Genomic DNA, 16,624 nt, shown 5'->3' on the forward strand with positions numbered 1-16,624 from the left:
CGAGGCCCTTACCCTCCTCCCTCCTTATGCTCACCGAACTCCGTCTCTCTGACTTTCGTAACTACCACCAGGCGGACTTTTTGCCCTCGCCCGGGCTGAATCTGATCTTTGGCGCCAACGGCAGCGGCAAGACCAGCTTGCTGGAAGCTATTTATTTTATTGGTAGCGGGGGGCGGTCCTTTCGCGGAGGGCGGCTGTCCCGCCTGGTGCGTGATGGTGCGGCCGCGGCGACCTTGTTTGCGGTGGTGGATCAGCCAACCGGCAAACAGGACAGGCTTGGGGTCCGTAGGGCCTTGTCGGGTATCGAATCGTTAAAGCTCAATGGGCAGACCCCTTCGGCATTGAGTGATGTGGCCACCCTTCTCCCTGTCCTCGCCTTGCACCCTCAGTCAGTTGAATTGATATTTGGCGCTTCTTCCATTCGTCGGCGTTTCCTGGATTGGGGAATGTTCCACGTGGAACATTCTTTTCTGGCTGCTTGGAAGGAGGCAAATGGGGTGCTCAAACAACGCAATGCCCTGCTTAGGTCGGGGCATGCGTCTCAGAGGGAGCTGCGTTATTGGGACCAGAAACTGGCGTCCAGTTCTGCTACTATTGAAGGGTTGCGCAGACCGTATCTGGCCCGCCTGAAGTCGGAGTGGCGGAAAATTCTGGAAATGCTGTCTCCTGATCTGAAGGTCAATCTGGAGCTACACAACGGTCTGCGTCCTGGAGAAGATTATCTTCAGGCGCTGATTCGAACCGAGGAAGAAGACCGGCGTAGAGGTTTTACCCACGCAGGCTTTCATCGGGCGGATGTCAGAATTACGAAAGATGGTGTGGTGGCCCGGGATCGTGTTTCCCGCGGGCAGGCAAAGATATTGTCTTATGCCCTGGTGCTCTCTCAGCTCCCCATGATCTCTGAAGCGAACAAGGTTTGTACGCTCCTTGTGGATGATCTCGGCTCTGAGCTGGATCAAACCCACCGGGATACCCTGTTGCGCTTTTTGACTATGGGAAACCACCAGACATTGATCACTGCGGTGGATGCGGACCATCTGGGCCGGGCCACCGTTGAAAACAGCGGTGCTGCCGCCCGAATGTTCCACGTGGAACATGGACGGATTCAGCGGATATCGAACGACTCGTAAGGGAAGAAAATGGCGGAAAACAGCTACGATTCATCCAGCATCAAGGTTCTTAAGGGCCTGGATGCCGTTCGCAAGCGGCCCGGCATGTATATTGGCGATACGGATGACGGCACCGGCTTGCATCATATGGTCTTCGAAGTCGTGGATAACTCCATCGATGAAGCCCTGGCCGGCTACTGTAGCGAGATCAAAGTCACGATTCATCCCGATGAATCCGTTTCCGTTACAGATAACGGGCGTGGTATTCCGGTGGATCTGCACCCGGAAGAAGGTGTCAGCGCGGCTCAGGTGATTATGACTGTGCTGCATGCTGGCGGGAAATTTGATGATAACTCCTACAAAGTTTCCGGTGGTCTGCACGGTGTGGGGGTTTCCGTGGTTAACGCCCTCTCCGAAACGCTCAAGCTGACCATTCGCCGTCACGGTAAGGTTCACGAGCAGGTTTATCATGACGGTGTACCTGAGAAACCGCTGGAGGTGGTGGGAAGTACGGAAAGCAGCGGTACTGCTATTCGTTTCCGCCCTTCCCCGGAGACGTTTAACAACATCCAATTCCACTACGATATCCTGGCCAAACGTCTGAGGGAGCTGAGTTTCCTGAATTCCGGCGTGCGCATTCATCTCGTGGATGAGCGCAGTGGGGATGAGGATGTGTTTGAGTATGAAGGTGGTTTGAGCGCCTTTGTTACCTATCTGAACCAGAACAAGAACGCGCTGAATCAGGTGTTCCACTTCCAGATGGATCGTGAGGACGGTATCAGCGTGGAAGTGGCGATGCAGTGGAATGACTCCTATCAGGAGAATATTTTCTGCTACACCAACAACATTCCACAGCGGGATGGAGGTACTCACCTGGCCGGATTTCGGGCGGCTCTGACCCGGACTCTGAATAATTACATGGAAAAAGAGGGATTTTTGAAGCGGGAAAAGGCCAACCCGTCTGGCGATGATGCTCGGGAAGGATTGACCGCGATCATCTCCGTGAAAGTGCCGGATCCCAAGTTCTCCAGCCAGACCAAAGATAAACTGGTGTCCTCGGAGGTGAAAAGCGCCGTCGAACAGACCATGACGGAGCGTTTTCAGGACTTCTTGCTGGAGCATCCAGTCGAGTCAAAGAACATCGTTCAAAAGATTATTGATGCTGCCCGGGCCCGGGATGCGGCACGTAAGGCCAGGGAAATGACGCGTCGTAAAGGGGCACTCGATATTGCCGGGCTACCTGGAAAACTGGCGGACTGCCAGGAAAAAGACCCTGCCCTGTCCGAGCTGTACATTGTGGAGGGTGATTCCGCGGGCGGTTCCGCCAAACAGGGCCGGGATCGAAAATATCAGGCTATCCTGCCGCTGAAGGGCAAGATTCTGAACGTGGAGAAAGCCCGCTTTGACAAGATGCTTTCTTCCCAAGAGGTAGCAACTCTGATTACGGCCTTAGGTTGCGGTATCGGCCGGGATGAGTATGACGCGGATAAACTTCGCTATCACCGCATTATTATCATGACGGATGCGGACGTGGATGGTTCTCACATCCGTACTCTGCTTTTGACATTCTTCTTCCGGCAGATGCCGGAGCTGATTGTTCGTGGTCATATCTATATCGCTCAGCCCCCTCTTTATAAGGTGAAGAAGGGCAAACAGGAGACCTACATCAAGGATGACCCTGCCCTGGATGAGTATCTGACCACGCTGGCGCTGGATAAGGCCGCGCTTCACCCCGGCAATGAGGCACCGCCTATCAGTGGCGAGCCTCTGTCCAATCTGATTGGTGAGTACCGGAAGGTCATGAAGATTGTGGAGCGTCAGTCCCGGGTCTTCCCCGCACAGGTGCTGGAGGAGATGATTTATCTGCCCAGTATCGATGAGAGCAAACTGGAAGATGAGGCTTTCATGGTGGACTGGTGCGCTAAATTGCAGGCGCGCCTGGCCAATCTCGGAAACAATATTCAGAAATTCACCATCAGCGCTGAAAAAGATACGGAACGAGGTCTGTATCTGCCACGTGTGCGAGTGCTCGCTCACGGCATAGTCCGCGAATATCAAGTGACTCTGGATTTCCTGGAGTCTCCGGACTATCAAAGTATTGCGCGGCTGGGGGAAACGCTGGAAGGCCTGCTGGCCGAGGACGCGAAGGTGGTGAGAGGTGAAGCAAGCCGCCCGATCCGGGATTTCGCTGAGGCCATGCTATGGCTGATGCAGCAAGCTCGTCGCGGTATTAACGTGCAGCGTTATAAGGGCCTGGGTGAAATGAACGCGGATCAATTGTGGGAAACTACCATGGATCCGGAATCCCGCCGTATGCTGCAGGTTACCGTGGAGGACGCTATTGCGGCGGATCAGATCTTCACAACCCTGATGGGCGATGATGTGGATCCCCGGCGTCAGTTCATCGAATCCAACGCGTTGTACGTATCCAATCTGGATATCTGACCGGCTGGTGGGGCTGAACCTCCCTGCTCTCGCCTCACCAACAAAAAGGGCTCCCGATGGGAGCCCTTTTTGTGTCAGAAGGTAGCCTGCTGGTGGAAATCAGACCTCGTAGTCTTCCAGCTTGCCGCCTTTTTCCAACGCTTCTCTCAGCCATACAGGACGCTTACCGCGGCCGGTCCAGGTCTGAGAGCTGTCCGCCGGATTACGGTACTTGATCTTGGCCGGTTTGCGAACGGCCACTTTCGTCGTCTTCTTGCGAGTGACCTTACGAGCCGCTTTTTTGCGACCGGTGGTTTTCTCGTCGAGAAGATCTTCGACGGAAACGCCCAAATCCTTGGCGATCTTTTCGATTTCCGCCTGAGCGCTTTTCACTGCGTCACGGCGTTTCTTTTCCAGCTTTCTCTCCGCCTGCTTGATCAGCTTTTCCAATTCAGCTACGGAAAGGTCGTCGAGATTAATAGTCATTCTTGGCGTTCCTTCTTGGTTAAATCAGCTCAGCCAGGACTTTAAATACTCTGCAAATGAAACGCAATTAATCGTTATCCATTTTGTTCAATTCACCCGGGTAATTCATCACAATCCAGTTTTTTACCTCCCGGGTAACGGTTTTAGCGTCTTTATTACGAGTATCCATTGGAGGGCTTATACGAAGCGTAATAGTGCCCGGTAATCGCAGCCAGGAACGAGCCGGCCAGCAGTCACCGCTATTATGGGTCACCGCGATTACCGGGAAGCCTGAGCGGCTGGCCAGAAGAGCTCCGCCACTATTGAAATGGCCGATGTATCCCGGCGGCTGTCGTGAACCTTCAGGATAAATAACCACCGGTATGTTGGAGCGCAGACGCTCTTCCCCTTGTTGAATAACCGCTTTCAGAGCCGCCCTGCCTTTTCCACGATCTATTTTGATGGGTTTTAGTAATGCCAGAGCCCAGCCGAAAAAGGGAAGCCATAACAGTTCTCGTTTCAGAACCGTGGCCTGGGGGCCCACTAATAGCTGTAGGTAAAAGGTTTCCCAACTGCTCTGGTGGTTGCTGATAATCACCGCGGCCTGGCCTTGCAGGTGTTCCTTCCCTTCCACCCTGAAGCGCACGCCGTTGAGTCTCTGTAACAGCCACATGGCGAATCGGGTCCAGAGGTTGACCAGGGTGTGACGTTTTTGGAACGACAGAAACGGGCCAATCAATACACAGACAAGGCTGTGGACAATACCCGCGAGGTTATAGAGCAGGAAAAACAACAAGCTGCGTATCCGGATATTCCAGGTTACCCGGACTTCACGCGGAAATCCGCTCATTCGGAGTCCTTGAGAAAATGGTCGACGAAGCGGGCCAGAGAGTCGTGGATCTCCACCGTGCCCAGCTCGGGGGGCAGGCCCTTTGCCTGAGTGCGCAGCCCTTTCCCGGTGAGTACCAGGACCGGCCGGCAGCCTCGGGCTACTCCGGCCTGCAGGTCCCTAAGGCTATCACCGACCAGGGGTACGGAGGCCACATCGCCATAATCGGCAACAATTTGATCGATCAGGCCGGGGAGAGGCTTACGGCAATCGCAGCCATCGTCTGGGCCATGGGGGCAGAAATAGATGCCATCCAGATGGGCGCCGACGCTGGCCAGGTGAGCCGCCATGCGTTGGTGAATCGCCTGCAGGGTGGTCAGATCGTAATAGCCTCGAGCAACACCGGACTGGTTGGTGGCGACCACCACCCGATAACCGGCCCGATTCAGACGGGCAATGGCCTCGGCGCTGCCGGCGATCGGACTCCATTCCCCGGGAGATTTGATGTAGGCATCGGAGTCTTCGTTGATGACACCGTCCCGGTCGAGAATGATCAGCTTGTTGGTCATTGAGGCCTGCCCGTAAAAGGGCCCCAGTGTAGAAAGCTCCCGGCGCAGCGGCAAGGTATGTGAAAGGCGGATTACTCTTTGGTTTGATGGGCTGGCTGACGGCGTGGATGGGCCGCCGAGTCAAGGACAGCGCTACCAACCTGCCCTTCGGGGAGGACGCCGAACCCGTTCTGGATGCGCGTCCCCGTCATGGTCCGCAGGTGCGGGGGCTGACCATGGCCTTTGGTGGTGTAAAAGCGGTCAGTGGTCTTAATTGGGGGGCGTTGACCAGTCTGACTGGTCCCAATGGAGTGGGCAAAACCACGGTGTTGAATATGTCAGCGGGCGAGCGCTTTGCTGTTGTTTTGTGATTATCACGGCGACCCCGCCCCACCTGTTTCGCAATCACCTCATGTGGACCGGTGCCTGGTGGCGGAGAAGAAGGCGGACGAGATCCGCGCGAACGTGGATCTCGCCAGCGCCTGTCCGGGCAACACCGAGCCTACTCCTGCAGCAGGCTGATGTCGGCCACGTTGAGGAACAGGTCGCGCAGAAAACTCAGCAAGGCCAGGCGGTTGTCGCGAACCGCCGGGTCCTTGGCCATCACCATCACGCTTTCGAAGAAGGCGTCCACCGGGGCACGCAGCTCCGCCAACAGTTCCAGCACCGCCTGGTAGTCGCCCCGCTCCAGCAGCGGCTCGGACTGTTCGTAGGCGGCCACCACCAGATTGGTGAGTTCCTGTTCCGCTTCGTCTTCCAACAGGGCGCCATCGATTTCTTCCGGCGGGGCTTGTTCCAGCTTGGCCAGAATATTGGAGACCCGCTTGTTGGCCGCGGCCAGAGCCTGGGCTTCCTCCCGCTGCTGGAACGCGGCCACGGCTTTCACCCGGCGATCAAAATCCAGCGGCTTGCGGCAGGCGTCCTCGATGGCCAGCACCGACAGGATCACCGGCGTGGCGATACCCTGTTCCTGGTACATGGCCCGGTAACGGCCCTTGATGAAGTCGAAGGCTTCATCAACCTGAGCGGCGTCGATACGATCACCAAGCTGGGTGGCGGCCTGATCCAGAAGGTCGCGCAGATCCAGTTCCAGCTGGTTTTCGATGATGATGCGCAGTACGCCGAGCGTCGCCCGCCGCAGGGCATAGGGGTCCTTGGTGCCGCTGGGCTTCTGACCGATACCGAAGATCCCAACCAGAGTGTCGATCTTGTCGGCCAGGGAGACCGCCATGCCGGTTTTGCTTTGTGGCAGTTTGTCGCCGGCGAAACGGGGCAGGTATTGCTCGTACAGCGCTTCGGCCACGTCCTCGGGCTGGCTTTCGCGTTGGGCCAGATAGTAACCCATGATGCCCTGCATGGTGTCGAACTCGTACACCATCTCGCTGTTGAGATCGGCCTTGCTGAGTTCACCCGCCAGCTTGGCATGTGCACTATCACCGCCGATTTGTTCGGCGATCACAGCCGCCAGGGCCCCGATGCGCTGGCATTTATCGGCCACGGTGCCCAGCTGCTGCTGAAACACCACCTGAGCCAGGCCCTCGGCGTGTTGCGCCAGGGTCTTCTTGCAGTCGTTGTCATAGAAGAAGGCGGCGTCGGCCAGGCGGGGGCGGATCACCTTCTCGTTACCCGCGATCACCTGCTGGGGATCCTTGGACTGGATATTGCTGATGGTGATGAATTTCGGCATCAGCTTGCCGTCGGCGTCGAGCACGGAGAAATACTTCTGGTGTTCTTCCATGGCGCTGATCAGAGCTTCCTGGGGAACGCGCAGGAAATCCTCGTCGAAGCCGCCGGTCAGTGCCACCGGCCATTCCACCAGGGCGGTGACCTCGTCGAGCAGCTCCGGGTTGATCCGCGCGGTACCGCCGGCCTGTTTGCCCGCGGCAATCGTCTGCTCTTCGATCATCGCCTTGCGGCGGTCGAAATCGGCGATCACATGCCCTTCATTTTCCAGGCGCTCGGCGTAGTCACCGGCCTGGCTCAGCTCAATGGCTCCCGGCGCGTGGAAGCGGTGGCCATAGCTGGTGCGGCCGGATTGCAGATCCAGCAGTTCGAACGGTACGACCTCGTCGCCGAACAATGCCACCAGCCAATGTGCCGGGCGCACGAACTGCACCTTGCGGCTGCCCCAGCGCATGCGCTTGGGAATCGGCAGCTTCTGGATCGCCTGGGCGAAGAATGCCGGAACCAGCTCGGTGGTGGCCTTGCCCTCTTCGGTGATACGGGCAATCAGGCGTTCCCCTTTGCCGGTGTCCTGGCGGTCCAACTGGTCCACGGTCAGCCCCAGGGAAGCGGCGAAGCCCTGGGCGGCCTTGGTCGGATTGCCTTCGGCATCGAACGCCGCCTGTACCGCCGGGCCCTGACGCTCGATATCACGGTCGGCCTGTTTTTCGTCCAGGTCACGGACCAGCACCGCCAGCCGGCGTGGCGCGGCGAAGCTTTTCACCTCGCCGTGTTGCAGTCCGGCCTCGTCCAGTTGCCGCACGAACTCCTCGGTGAGCGCCGCGCTGAGAGTTGGCAACGCCTTCGGGGGCAATTCCTCGGTGCCCAGCTCGATCAGTAAATCCCGGGACATTATTTCTTCCCCTTCTTATCGCCTTTCTCGGCGGACGCTTTTTTTGCCGCCTTCTCGTCCTGCTTTGCCAGCTCCGCTTCCACTTCCTCACGGATGGCCGGATCGGCCATGGGGAAGCCCAGTTTGCGGCGGGCATCGAAGTAGGCCTGGGCCACGGCCCGGGCCAGGGTGCGCACACGCAGAATGAAGCGCTGACGTTCGGTCACCGAGATAGCCTTGCGCGCATCCAGCAAGTTAAAGGTGTGAGAAGCTTTCAGGGCGTATTCATAAGCAGGCAGCGGCAGGCCCGCCGCAATCAGTTTGGTGGATTCGGATTCAAACAGGTCGAACTGCTTGAACAGTGCCTCGACGTTGGCGTGCTCGAAGTTGAAGGTGGACATCTCCACTTCGTTTTGCAGATAGACATCGCCGTAGCTGACCTTGCCGAAGGGGCCATCGGACCAGACCAGGTCGTAGACCGAATCCACGCCCTGAATGTACATGGCCAGACGCTCCAGACCATAGGTGATCTCACCGGTGACCGGGTAGCAGTCGATACCGCCGACCTGCTGGAAGTAGGTGAACTGGGTCACTTCCATGCCATTGAGCCACACTTCCCAGCCCAACCCCCAGGCGCCCAGCGTGGGGGATTCCCAGTTGTCCTCGACGAAGCGGATATCGTGCACCAGCGGATCGAAGCCGAGCAGGCGCAGGGAGCCCAGGTACAATTCCTGAATGTTGTCCGGGGACGGTTTGAGGACCACCTGGAACTGGTAATAGTGCTGCAGTCGATTGGGGTTTTCCCCATAACGGCCGTCGGTGGGCCGCCGGGACGGCTGCACATAGGCGCTGTTCCAGTTTTCCGGGCCAATGGCGCGCAGGAAGGTGGAGGGGTGGAAAGTCCCCGCGCCCACTTCCATGTCCAAGGGCTGCACGACCACGCAGCCCTGCTCGGCCCAATACTGTTGCAGGGCCAGAATCAGGCCCTGAAAGGTCATCACGTCCGCTTGCGGTTGATCCGCCATGTCGCTTCCTGTTAATCCTCTGGTGCACCGGTGCGAGCCCGCGCTCCTGGCGGCGATGCCATGCCCTCCACGGTGGCGCTGGCCCCGTGTTCGGGAGGGAGAGAGACGGGCTCGTGAAACGAAGACCGCAAGTATAGCGTTCCCCAGGGGCCGGTGATACCGTGGCCCGGAACCCGACATTCCTTCACCGAGATCGCCCATGGAACGATGCCCCTGGTGCGGTACCGACCCCCTGTACGTGGCCTACCACGATCAGGAGTGGGGGGTACCGGAACACGATGATCGCCGATTGTTTGAATTTCTGCTTCTGGAAGGGGCGCAGGCCGGCCTCAGCTGGATCACGGTATTGCGCAAACGCGAAAACTACCGGCGGGCCCTGGATGGCTTTGACCCGGAAAAGATCGCCCGCTATGGCGAGCGCAAGCTGGAGCAACTGCTGCAGGATGCGGGGCTGATCCGCAACCGGTTGAAAATGAAAGCGGCGGTGGGGAACGCACAGGCCTATCTGGACCTGCGTGAGGCAGGCCAGACTCTGGATGCCCTGCTGTGGGGCTTCGTCGATGGCGCGCCCCGGATAAACCACTATCGGTCGTTGTCAGAAGTGCCGGCGGTCACCCCCACCGCCGAAGCCATGAGCCGGGAATTGAAGAAGAAAGGCTTTCGTTTCGTCGGCCCCACCATCATGTATGCCTTTATGCAGGCCGCGGGCCTGGTGAACGACCATCTGATCAGTTGTCCGCGCCATCGGCAGCTGTCCGATGGGTAAAAACCGGCCGGATTGAAAACTTTTACAACGACGGCGCCAGAGCTGGTATGGGCTTTGCTGAGGCACTGGGGAACGCAACCCAGGGACTGGTGAAGGAGGCTCCCATGAAACCGGTGTTGATAATAAAGGCCGGCAGTACCTACCCCGAACTGATCGGGCATTACGGGGACTTCGAGGACTGGATCGCCCGGGGGCTTGGTGATCGCTGCGCGATACAGGTCTGTGATGTGCGTGAGCCGGTGCCATTGCCGGCGGCGGACGGTATCGCGGCGGTGATCATCACCGGCTCCCATGCCATGGTGACCGAACGGGCACCCTGGATGGTGCGATTGACCGACTGGCTCGATGACGCCATCACCCATCCAGCGGCGCCGCCGGTATTGGGAATCTGCTTCGGTCATCAACTGCTGGCGAAACTGCTTGGCGGTGAAGTGGGAGACCACCCGCAGGGCATGGAGGTTGGCACGGTGGCGCTCAGAATGGCCCCGGACGCGGCCCGGGATCCTCTGTTCGCCGGACTTTGCCAGCAGCCCTGGGGGCAGATGGTGCACCAGCAGTCGGTGCTGGTGGCGCCGCCGGAGGTGACGGTGTTGGCCAGCAACGGCCACGACGCCTGCCAGGCGTTTCGCTACCGGCAACGGGTGTGGGGGTGTCAGTTTCACCCGGAGTTCAGCGCGGATATCACCCGGGCCTATCTGCAAGCCTTGCGTGGACGGAGTATCAGTGGCCAGCGTGCCGCGGACGTCATGGCCGAAGTCCGCGAGTGCCCCGGTGCCAATGAGGTGCTGAGTCGCTTCGGACAACTGGTACAAGACCTCTGCGCTGCTTAGGCGCTCAGGCGGTAGGCGGGCGGCGCTTGGTGTAGGATGCCGTATTCGCCATTTCTTCACCAAGGCCATGAGCGACTCCTACCGCGAACAACACAAACTGCGCCTGGCGTATATGCCCTGGCTGTATCCCCGGCTCAAGCAGCGGCACCGGGTCTGGGCGGAACCCTGGCAGACAGCGGTGCAAAAGGAGCTGGAGCGCCTCGAAACGGTGCATTTCGGTGAGCACTGTTTTGTCGCACCGCAGGCGCGCCTGTTCGCCGAGCCGGGCCGCGATATCCAGGTTGGCGATCACAGCCATATCGCCGCCGACGCTGTGCTGCATGGCCCGATCCGGCTCGGGGCCCACGTCAGCATCAACCATCACGCCACTCTGGAAGGCGGGGCCGCCGGTATCGAGATCGGCGACCACACCCGCATTGCTGCCTATGCTGCGCTTTATGCCTTCAATCATGGCAGGGAGGCCGCCGCCCTGGTTCGCGAGCAACCGGTGACGTCCCGGGGCATTCGTATTGGCCAGGATGTCTGGCTGGGTGCCCGTTGCGGCATCGTCGACGGCGTCACGGTGGGGGACCACGCGGTGGTGGCGATGGGGGCGGTGGTAACCCGGGACGTGCCCCCCTGGTGCGTGGTGGCGGGCAATCCGGCGCGCCCCATAGGCCGCCGGCCGGGGGCGCCGCCGGTAGAATAAAGCACGCGGTCGCCATGCCCTGCTATTGAACACTGTTTATTTGTGTTGCATGCTAGGCCGATTGAACGGTGTTTAGGGAGGGAAAATGGCGAGGCGTAACCAGCACAGCAAGGAAGAACTCCGGGCCATGGCCATCCAGGCTTTGGCGGATCTGGTGGAACGGGAGGGGGTGGATAATTTCAGCGTTCGTCAGATCGCCGGAAAACTGGGTTATACCCCGGGGATGCTTTATCACCTGTTCGTTAATCTGGATGATCTGATTCTGCACTTGAACGCACAGACATTGGATGCGTTGAATGCCCGCATCGATCAGGCAACCCACCATGATGATCCGGTGGCGGTTTTGAAAGCCATGGCGTTTGAGTACCTGCGTCTGGCTCAACAGCATACGGCCCTCTGGCAGTTGGTGTTCAGCCACCGGATGGCGAACCAGGCTCCGGTGCCGGACTGGTATATTGATCGTACCCGGCACATGTTCGAGCAAGTGGAGGTGCAGCTGAAACGGGGCGTGCCAGCGGCGGATGAGAAGCAAAGGCAGGTGATGGCAAGGACGTTGTGGGGCAGTGTGCACGGCATCTGTCTGCTGCACGTGGAAAATAAACTGAATGTGGCTGGCGATATCGCACCGGAGATGATGCTGGAGTCCCTACTCGATCATTATCTGTCGTCATGCGCCAGGGAAGGAGAAAAATAAATGGGAAAGAGTGTGTTTTCCTTGTTGTTCAAGCGGCGGTTCGGTCCATTTTTCGGCACCCAGTTTCTTGGCGCCTTCAACGACAATGTGTTTCGCCAGGGATTGATTCTCCTGATCGCCTCCGGCGTGGTGGTGGGAACCGAAGTCAATACTCTGAATAACGTGGCTCTGGCGTTGTTCATCGTCCCCTTCTTTTTGTTTTCCGCGCTTGCCGGACAAATCGCCGACAAATTTGATCGCGCCAGTCTGATCCGCTGGATCAAGTTCGCGGAGATCGTGATCATGAGTTGCGCCGCGCTGGGGTTTTATTTCGACGCGGTTTACGGGCTGTTGACAGTGCTGTTCTTCATGGGATTGCAATCCACTTTCTTCGGGCCGATCAAGTACTCCATCATTCCCCAGCATCTGCCCAATGAAGAGCTGGTGAGAGGTAACGCCCTGGTGGAAATGGGCACCTTTCTGGCGATTCTGTTGGGCTCGGTTTCCGGGGTGATGCTGAAAATGGGTGGCAATACGCCACTGGTAATCAGTACCGCGGTGATTGGGCTGGCGGTGTTGGGGTTTGTTTGCTCCCTGGGTATTCCCAAAGCTCCGGCGGCGGATCCGGGCTTGCGCCTGAATTGGAATTTGTGGAAGGAAACCTGGCACATCGTCGGTTACGCCCGCGAGGTGAAATCGGTATGGATGTCGGTGCTGGGTATTTCCTGGTTCTGGTTCCTCGGCGCCGCTTACACCACGCAGTTGAAGGTGTATGTGGATGACTATCTGATGGGTACCGAGGGGCTGTACGCGTTGTTGCTGGCCACCTTTTCCATCGGCATTGGCCTGGGCTCCTTTTTTTGTGAAAAGGCATCCGGAAAGCGGGTGGAGCTGGGGCTGGTTCCGTTGGGTTCCATTGGTATCAGCGTGTTCGGTATCGATTTGTTTTTCTCTTATGCGTCGTTGAATTTGAGCGGTCAGCTGTCGATATCGGAGTTTCTGCAGCAGCCCGGTGGCTATCGCATCATGGCCGATTTACTTGGCGTCGGTATCTTTGGTGGTTTCTATATCGTGCCGCTGTTCGCGTTCGTCCAGCACCGCTCCAATCCGAAACATCTGGCCCGCATCATCGCCGCCAATAACATCCTGAATGCCTTGCTCATGGTGGCGTCGGCGGTGGCGGGGATTGTTTTTGTCGGCCTCCTGGATCTTACCGTTCCGCAGTTTTTCCTGGCGCTGGCGTTAGCCAACGTGGTGGTGGCGTTGTACATCTATACGGTGGTGCCAGAATTCATGATTCGTCTTCTGGTATGGATGCTGACCAACACCATCTATCGAGTGAAGCATAAAGGTCTGGAAAACATTCCGGAGGAAGGGCCTTGTTTGCTGGTGTGCAATCACATCAGTTATACCGATGCGTTGCTGCTGGCCGGTGCGGTACGCCGTCCGATTCGTTTCGTGATGGCGAAACCCATCTATGACATGCCGGTCCTGAATTACATTTTCCGTACCGGCAAGACCATTCCGATTGCCTCCAAGGAAAAACACCCGGATATTTATCAACAGGCCTTCCGTCGGGTACGCGAGGAATTGGCGGACGGTCAGGTGGTGTGTATTTTCCCGGAGGGCCGTTTGACACCTGACGGCGAAGTGGGCGAATTCAAAAGCGGAATGGAAAAAATCGTTAAGGAAACCCCGGTACCGGTGGTGCCCATGGCATTATCCGGCTTGTGGGGCAGCTTCTTCAGTCATAAAGGGGGCGCTGCCCTTACCCGCATGCCGCGGCGCTTCTGGTCACGGGTCAAACTCACTGTCGGTGAACCGGTGGCACCCGAGGCGGTTGATGCGCGAACCATGCGAAGCGCGGTGTTGGCGTTGCGAGAGCGGCCGTGAGGGAACGAAGTCACCCGACGCGGGTCTATTTCCGGACATTGCCATGGAGATCCAAAAGGAGCCGATCAATGAGACGAATTTCCAGCGCTGCCCTGATCCTGGTGGCGGCCTTGGTTTCCACCGTCACGGCACAAGCGGACCAGGACGGGAAAAAGGTGTTCGGGTGGGTGGAAAAAACCACCATCGAATCCTGGGACGTTGAGATGAAAGCCAAACTGGACAGTGGTGCTTTGACGTCCTCCATGCAGGCCACCGACATTGAAACCTTCACCAAGGATGGTGAGGACTGGGTCCGATTCACGGTGGATGTGGAAGACGCCAACAGCGGCAAAGAGGTGGAGCGCCGTTATGAGAAGCCACTGTTCCGGGATCTGACCGTGCGTGGCGCCGGAGGCCGGGATGAACGGCCGGTGGTTCTGATGAAAATCTGCATGGACGATACCGTCTACGAGGAGCAGTTCAGTCTTCGTGACCGTAGCGAGATGTTGTATCCGGTGCTGCTTGGACGTCGCACCATTCAGCATCTGGGGCTGCTGGATGTCACCAGTACCTTCCAGAACCCGCCCACCTGTGACGATCAGTCCGAAGTGAAGCATAACAAGGATCAGAAGGACGACGAGGACATCGGCGACTAGTGATCCATCTGGCCGGCGCCAGTGGCGCCGGTCCGCTTTCGCGGGTCAGGCGACTTCCGAAAACACCTGAATAATGTTGCCCAGACGGGCGGTCAGCGTGTCGCCGGTATTCAGCGCCGCAACGCCGCTGGGAGTGCCGGTGAAGATCAGATCGCCGGGATCCAGGCGGAAGGTCTGACTGATATGGGCGATCAGCTCAAAGGTGGGAAACAGCATTTGCCCGGTGTGGCCGTGCTGACGGGGCTCGCCGTTGATTTCCAGCGACACCTCCAGGTTCTGGCGCACGGAAATGCCACGGGCGTCGACGAAGCCGGATACCGGAGCGGCGCCGTCGAAGGCCTTGGCGCGTTCCCAGGGATGTCCTTTCGCTTTTAGCGTGTTTTGCAAATCCCGCAAGGTCAGATCAAGACCCACGCCGTAGGCGGCAATGGCGTAGCGGACCCGTTCGGGGTCGGTTTCGCCGCTGAGGGTCTTGCCAACCATGACCACCATTTCCACTTCATGATGGACCTCCCCCTGCCCTTTGGGCAGTATCACCGGCTCATGCAGGCTGCACAGGGCGGAGGCGGGTTTCATGAACAGCAGGGGTTGCTCCGGCACCTCGTTACCCAGTTCGCGGGCGTGTTCGGCGTAGTTACGGCCCACGCACACCACTTTGCCCACCGGCATGTCCATGGTCGAGCCGTCGATCCAGCGGTGAAGATAGTTTGGCGTCATCACGATAATCCTGAAAAAGGGCTGATGATCGACCGCTTAGAGGTCGAACAGCTTGCCCGGGTTCATCACGTTGTTCGGATCGAAGACCTGCTTCACCGCTTTCATATACGCGATTTCCTCGGGGCTTCGGGAGTAGCCCAGGTAGGGCTTCTTGGTCATGCCGACACCGTGTTCCGCGGAAATCGAGCCGTTGTAGTGTTCCACGATTTCAAACACCCACTTGGAAACATTGTTGCACTTCTCGAAGAACTCCTCCTTCGGCAATGCTTCCGGTTTCAGGATGTTCAGGTGCATGTTGCCGTCGCCGATATGACCGAACCAGACGATCTCGAAATCCGGATAGGCATCCTGGACCACTTTGTCCACCGCCTCGACGAAATCCGGCACCTTGTCGATGGTCACCGAGATGTCGTTCTTGTACGGCGTGTGCGGCGCGATCGACTCGGAAATTCGCTCGCGCAACTGCCACAATTGCTCCAGCTGCTGTAGTGATTGGCTCATCACGCCGTCCAGCACCCAACCTTGCTCCACGCAATGCTCGAACACCGCCATCGCCTGATCGGCGCTTTGTTCGGACACCTGTTCGAATTCCAACAGGCAATAAAACGGACAGTCGGTATCGAAGGGACGAGAGACACCGTGCGCCAGCACGTGGGCCATGGCCTTGTCGGAGAAGAACTCGAAGGCGGTCAGGTCCAGTTCCGACTGGAAGGCGTGCAACACCTTCATCACTTCCTGGAAGCCGGGTACGCCCAGCACCAGGGCGGTCAGATTCCTGGGTTGCCGGGCGAGCTTGACGGTGGCTTCCACCACGAAACCCAGGGTGCCTTCCGACCCGATGAACAGATGGCGGAAGTCATAGCCCGTGGCGTTCTTGATCAGGCCTTTGTTGAGCTCCAGCAGTTCGCCCTTGCCGGTGACCACTTTCAGGCCGGCGATCCAGTCCCGGGTCATGCCGTAGCGGATCACCTTGATACCGCCGGCATTGGTATTGATGTTGCCGCCGATCTGGCTGGAGCCGGCGGAGGCGAAATCCACCGGATAGAACAGCCCCTGCTGTTCGGCGTATTCCTGCAGCTGTTGGGTGATCACGCCGGGCTGGACCGTGACGGAGCGATCGTAGGCGTTGAAGTCCAGAATTTTGTTCATCCGGTCGAAGGCCACCACCAGCTCGCCAAAGGCCGCCACGGCGCCGGCGGAGAGCCCGGTACGGCCGCCGGAGGGCACCAGATGCAGGCCATGCTCATTGGCGATTTCGACGATCTGCTGCACTTCATCAATGGTTTCCGGCAGCAGCACGGCGGTGGGGGCCGGGGCCCACACCTTGGTCCAGTCCACCCCGTAGCGCTGAGCGCTGTCCTGATCGGTCAGGCAGCGGGCACCGAGCAGTTCGGTCAATTGTTCCAGGGCGGCATGGGCTAAAGCGGTCATGGCGACTCCAACAGTCCTCAACTCAACTTGAAAAAGG

16 protein-coding genes are annotated in these 16,624 nt (G+C 58.5%); 9 read left to right on the forward strand and 7 right to left on the reverse strand.

From position 1 onward, the window contains the following. Positions 1-26: 26 nt before the first annotated feature. Entirely contained in the window at positions 27-1,130 is a 1,104-nt protein-coding gene (gene recF, locus E0L37_RS07490) for a DNA replication/repair protein RecF (protein ID WP_133491136.1), read from the forward strand. Between the two features lie 9 nt (positions 1,131-1,139). After that, positions 1,140-3,554 carry a DNA topoisomerase (ATP-hydrolyzing) subunit B gene (gene gyrB, locus E0L37_RS07495; RefSeq protein ID WP_133491137.1) on the forward strand — a complete coding sequence of 805 codons (2,415 nt, stop codon included), beginning with the start codon at positions 1,140-1,142 and terminating at the stop codon, positions 3,552-3,554. A 99-nt stretch (positions 3,555-3,653) separates the two neighbouring features. Here the strand turns inward: gyrB and E0L37_RS07500 are convergent, their stop codons facing one another. From E0L37_RS07500 to gmhB, 3 genes are all read right to left on the reverse strand, one after another. Continuing rightward, on the reverse strand, positions 3,654-4,019 hold the full coding sequence (locus E0L37_RS07500; protein WP_133491138.1) for an H-NS family nucleoid-associated regulatory protein: 366 nt from the start codon (positions 4,017-4,019) through the stop codon (positions 3,654-3,656). Between the two features lie 67 nt (positions 4,020-4,086). Beyond that, the gene (locus E0L37_RS07505) at positions 4,087-4,848 is read right to left on the reverse strand and encodes a 1-acyl-sn-glycerol-3-phosphate acyltransferase (RefSeq protein WP_133491139.1); all 762 of its coding nucleotides are present in this window, start codon (positions 4,846-4,848) and stop codon (positions 4,087-4,089) included. Next, entirely contained in the window at positions 4,845-5,396 is a 552-nt protein-coding gene (gene gmhB, locus E0L37_RS07510; RefSeq protein ID WP_133491140.1) for a D-glycero-beta-D-manno-heptose 1,7-bisphosphate 7-phosphatase, read from the reverse strand. The genes E0L37_RS07505 and gmhB overlap by 4 nt, the downstream gene beginning before the upstream one ends. A gap of 59 nt (positions 5,397-5,455) precedes the next feature. On the opposite strand from gmhB, the gene E0L37_RS07515 reads away from it, so the two are divergent. Then, positions 5,456-5,746 carry a hypothetical protein gene (locus E0L37_RS07515; RefSeq protein ID WP_133491141.1) on the forward strand — a complete coding sequence of 97 codons (291 nt, stop codon included), beginning with the start codon at positions 5,456-5,458 and terminating at the stop codon, positions 5,744-5,746. A gap of 131 nt (positions 5,747-5,877) precedes the next feature. Here the strand turns inward: E0L37_RS07515 and glyS are convergent, their stop codons facing one another. Together glyS and glyQ are read right to left on the reverse strand one after the other, a co-directional pair. Beyond that, the gene (gene glyS / locus E0L37_RS07520; protein ID WP_133491142.1) at positions 5,878-7,950 is read right to left on the reverse strand and encodes a glycine--tRNA ligase subunit beta; all 2,073 of its coding nucleotides are present in this window, start codon (positions 7,948-7,950) and stop codon (positions 5,878-5,880) included. Next, a complete protein-coding gene (gene glyQ, locus E0L37_RS07525) occupies positions 7,950-8,954 on the reverse strand; it encodes a glycine--tRNA ligase subunit alpha (RefSeq protein WP_133491143.1) in 1,005 nt (334 codons plus the stop codon). Before glyQ ends, glyS begins: the two co-directional genes overlap by 1 nt. Positions 8,955-9,153: 199 nt before the next feature. On the opposite strand from glyQ, the gene E0L37_RS07530 reads away from it, so the two are divergent. From E0L37_RS07530 to E0L37_RS07555, 6 genes are all read left to right on the forward strand, one after another. Then, positions 9,154-9,720, forward strand: a complete 567-nt coding sequence (locus tag E0L37_RS07530; protein ID WP_133491144.1) for a DNA-3-methyladenine glycosylase I — start codon at positions 9,154-9,156, stop codon at positions 9,718-9,720. Between the two features lie 104 nt (positions 9,721-9,824). Then, positions 9,825-10,550, forward strand: a complete 726-nt coding sequence (locus E0L37_RS07535) for a glutamine amidotransferase (RefSeq protein ID WP_133491145.1) — start codon at positions 9,825-9,827, stop codon at positions 10,548-10,550. 67 nt (positions 10,551-10,617) lie between these two features. Continuing rightward, positions 10,618-11,238 carry a DapH/DapD/GlmU-related protein gene (locus E0L37_RS07540; protein ID WP_133491146.1) on the forward strand — a complete coding sequence of 207 codons (621 nt, stop codon included), beginning with the start codon at positions 10,618-10,620 and terminating at the stop codon, positions 11,236-11,238. 85 nt (positions 11,239-11,323) lie between these two features. Further along, positions 11,324-11,932, forward strand: coding sequence for a TetR/AcrR family transcriptional regulator (locus E0L37_RS07545; RefSeq protein WP_133491147.1), 609 nt, complete (start codon positions 11,324-11,326; stop codon positions 11,930-11,932). Next, positions 11,933-13,804: an MFS transporter gene (locus E0L37_RS07550; protein WP_133491148.1), complete on the forward strand. Its 1,872-nt coding sequence runs from the start codon at positions 11,933-11,935 to the stop codon at positions 13,802-13,804. Between the two features lie 68 nt (positions 13,805-13,872). Further along, a complete protein-coding gene (locus tag E0L37_RS07555) occupies positions 13,873-14,439 on the forward strand; it encodes a RimK/LysX family protein (RefSeq protein WP_133491149.1) in 567 nt (188 codons plus the stop codon). Positions 14,440-14,484: 45 nt separating this feature from the next. Here E0L37_RS07555 and E0L37_RS07560 read toward each other — a convergent pair whose 3' ends face one another. Both E0L37_RS07560 and E0L37_RS07565 read right to left on the reverse strand, forming a co-directional pair. Continuing rightward, positions 14,485-15,156 (reverse strand): fumarylacetoacetate hydrolase family protein, encoded by a 672-nt coding sequence (locus E0L37_RS07560; protein ID WP_133491150.1) that lies wholly within the window; start codon positions 15,154-15,156, stop codon positions 14,485-14,487. A gap of 36 nt (positions 15,157-15,192) precedes the next feature. After that, on the reverse strand, positions 15,193-16,587 hold the full coding sequence (locus E0L37_RS07565; protein WP_133491151.1) for an FAD-binding oxidoreductase: 1,395 nt from the start codon (positions 16,585-16,587) through the stop codon (positions 15,193-15,195). Positions 16,588-16,624 lie beyond the last annotated feature (37 nt).

The sequence above is a fragment of the Alcanivorax sp. 24 genome, assembly GCF_004360225.1.
GTDB lineage: Bacteria > Pseudomonadota > Gammaproteobacteria > Pseudomonadales > Alcanivoracaceae > Alloalcanivorax > Alloalcanivorax xiamenensis.

Coding starts and splice junctions, on each gene's coding strand:
- recF (WP_133491136.1), top strand. CDS start 27: ATGCTCACCGAACTCCGTCTCTCTGACTTTCGTAACTACCACCAGGCG.
- gyrB (WP_133491137.1), top strand. CDS start 1,140: ATGGCGGAAAACAGCTACGATTCATCCAGCATCAAGGTTCTTAAGGGC.
- E0L37_RS07500 (WP_133491138.1), bottom strand. CDS start 4,019: ATGACTATTAATCTCGACGACCTTTCCGTAGCTGAATTGGAAAAGCTG.
- E0L37_RS07505 (WP_133491139.1), bottom strand. CDS start 4,848: ATGAGCGGATTTCCGCGTGAAGTCCGGGTAACCTGGAATATCCGGATA.
- gmhB (WP_133491140.1), bottom strand. CDS start 5,396: ATGACCAACAAGCTGATCATTCTCGACCGGGACGGTGTCATCAACGAA.
- glyS (WP_133491142.1), bottom strand. CDS start 7,950: ATGTCCCGGGATTTACTGATCGAGCTGGGCACCGAGGAATTGCCCCCG.
- glyQ (WP_133491143.1), bottom strand. CDS start 8,954: ATGGCGGATCAACCGCAAGCGGACGTGATGACCTTTCAGGGCCTGATT.
- E0L37_RS07530 (WP_133491144.1), top strand. CDS start 9,154: ATGGAACGATGCCCCTGGTGCGGTACCGACCCCCTGTACGTGGCCTAC.
- E0L37_RS07535 (WP_133491145.1), top strand. CDS start 9,825: ATGAAACCGGTGTTGATAATAAAGGCCGGCAGTACCTACCCCGAACTG.
- E0L37_RS07540 (WP_133491146.1), top strand. CDS start 10,618: ATGAGCGACTCCTACCGCGAACAACACAAACTGCGCCTGGCGTATATG.
- E0L37_RS07545 (WP_133491147.1), top strand. CDS start 11,324: ATGGCGAGGCGTAACCAGCACAGCAAGGAAGAACTCCGGGCCATGGCC.
- E0L37_RS07550 (WP_133491148.1), top strand. CDS start 11,933: ATGGGAAAGAGTGTGTTTTCCTTGTTGTTCAAGCGGCGGTTCGGTCCA.
- E0L37_RS07555 (WP_133491149.1), top strand. CDS start 13,873: ATGAGACGAATTTCCAGCGCTGCCCTGATCCTGGTGGCGGCCTTGGTT.
- E0L37_RS07560 (WP_133491150.1), bottom strand. CDS start 15,156: ATGACGCCAAACTATCTTCACCGCTGGATCGACGGCTCGACCATGGAC.
- E0L37_RS07565 (WP_133491151.1), bottom strand. CDS start 16,587: ATGACCGCTTTAGCCCATGCCGCCCTGGAACAATTGACCGAACTGCTC.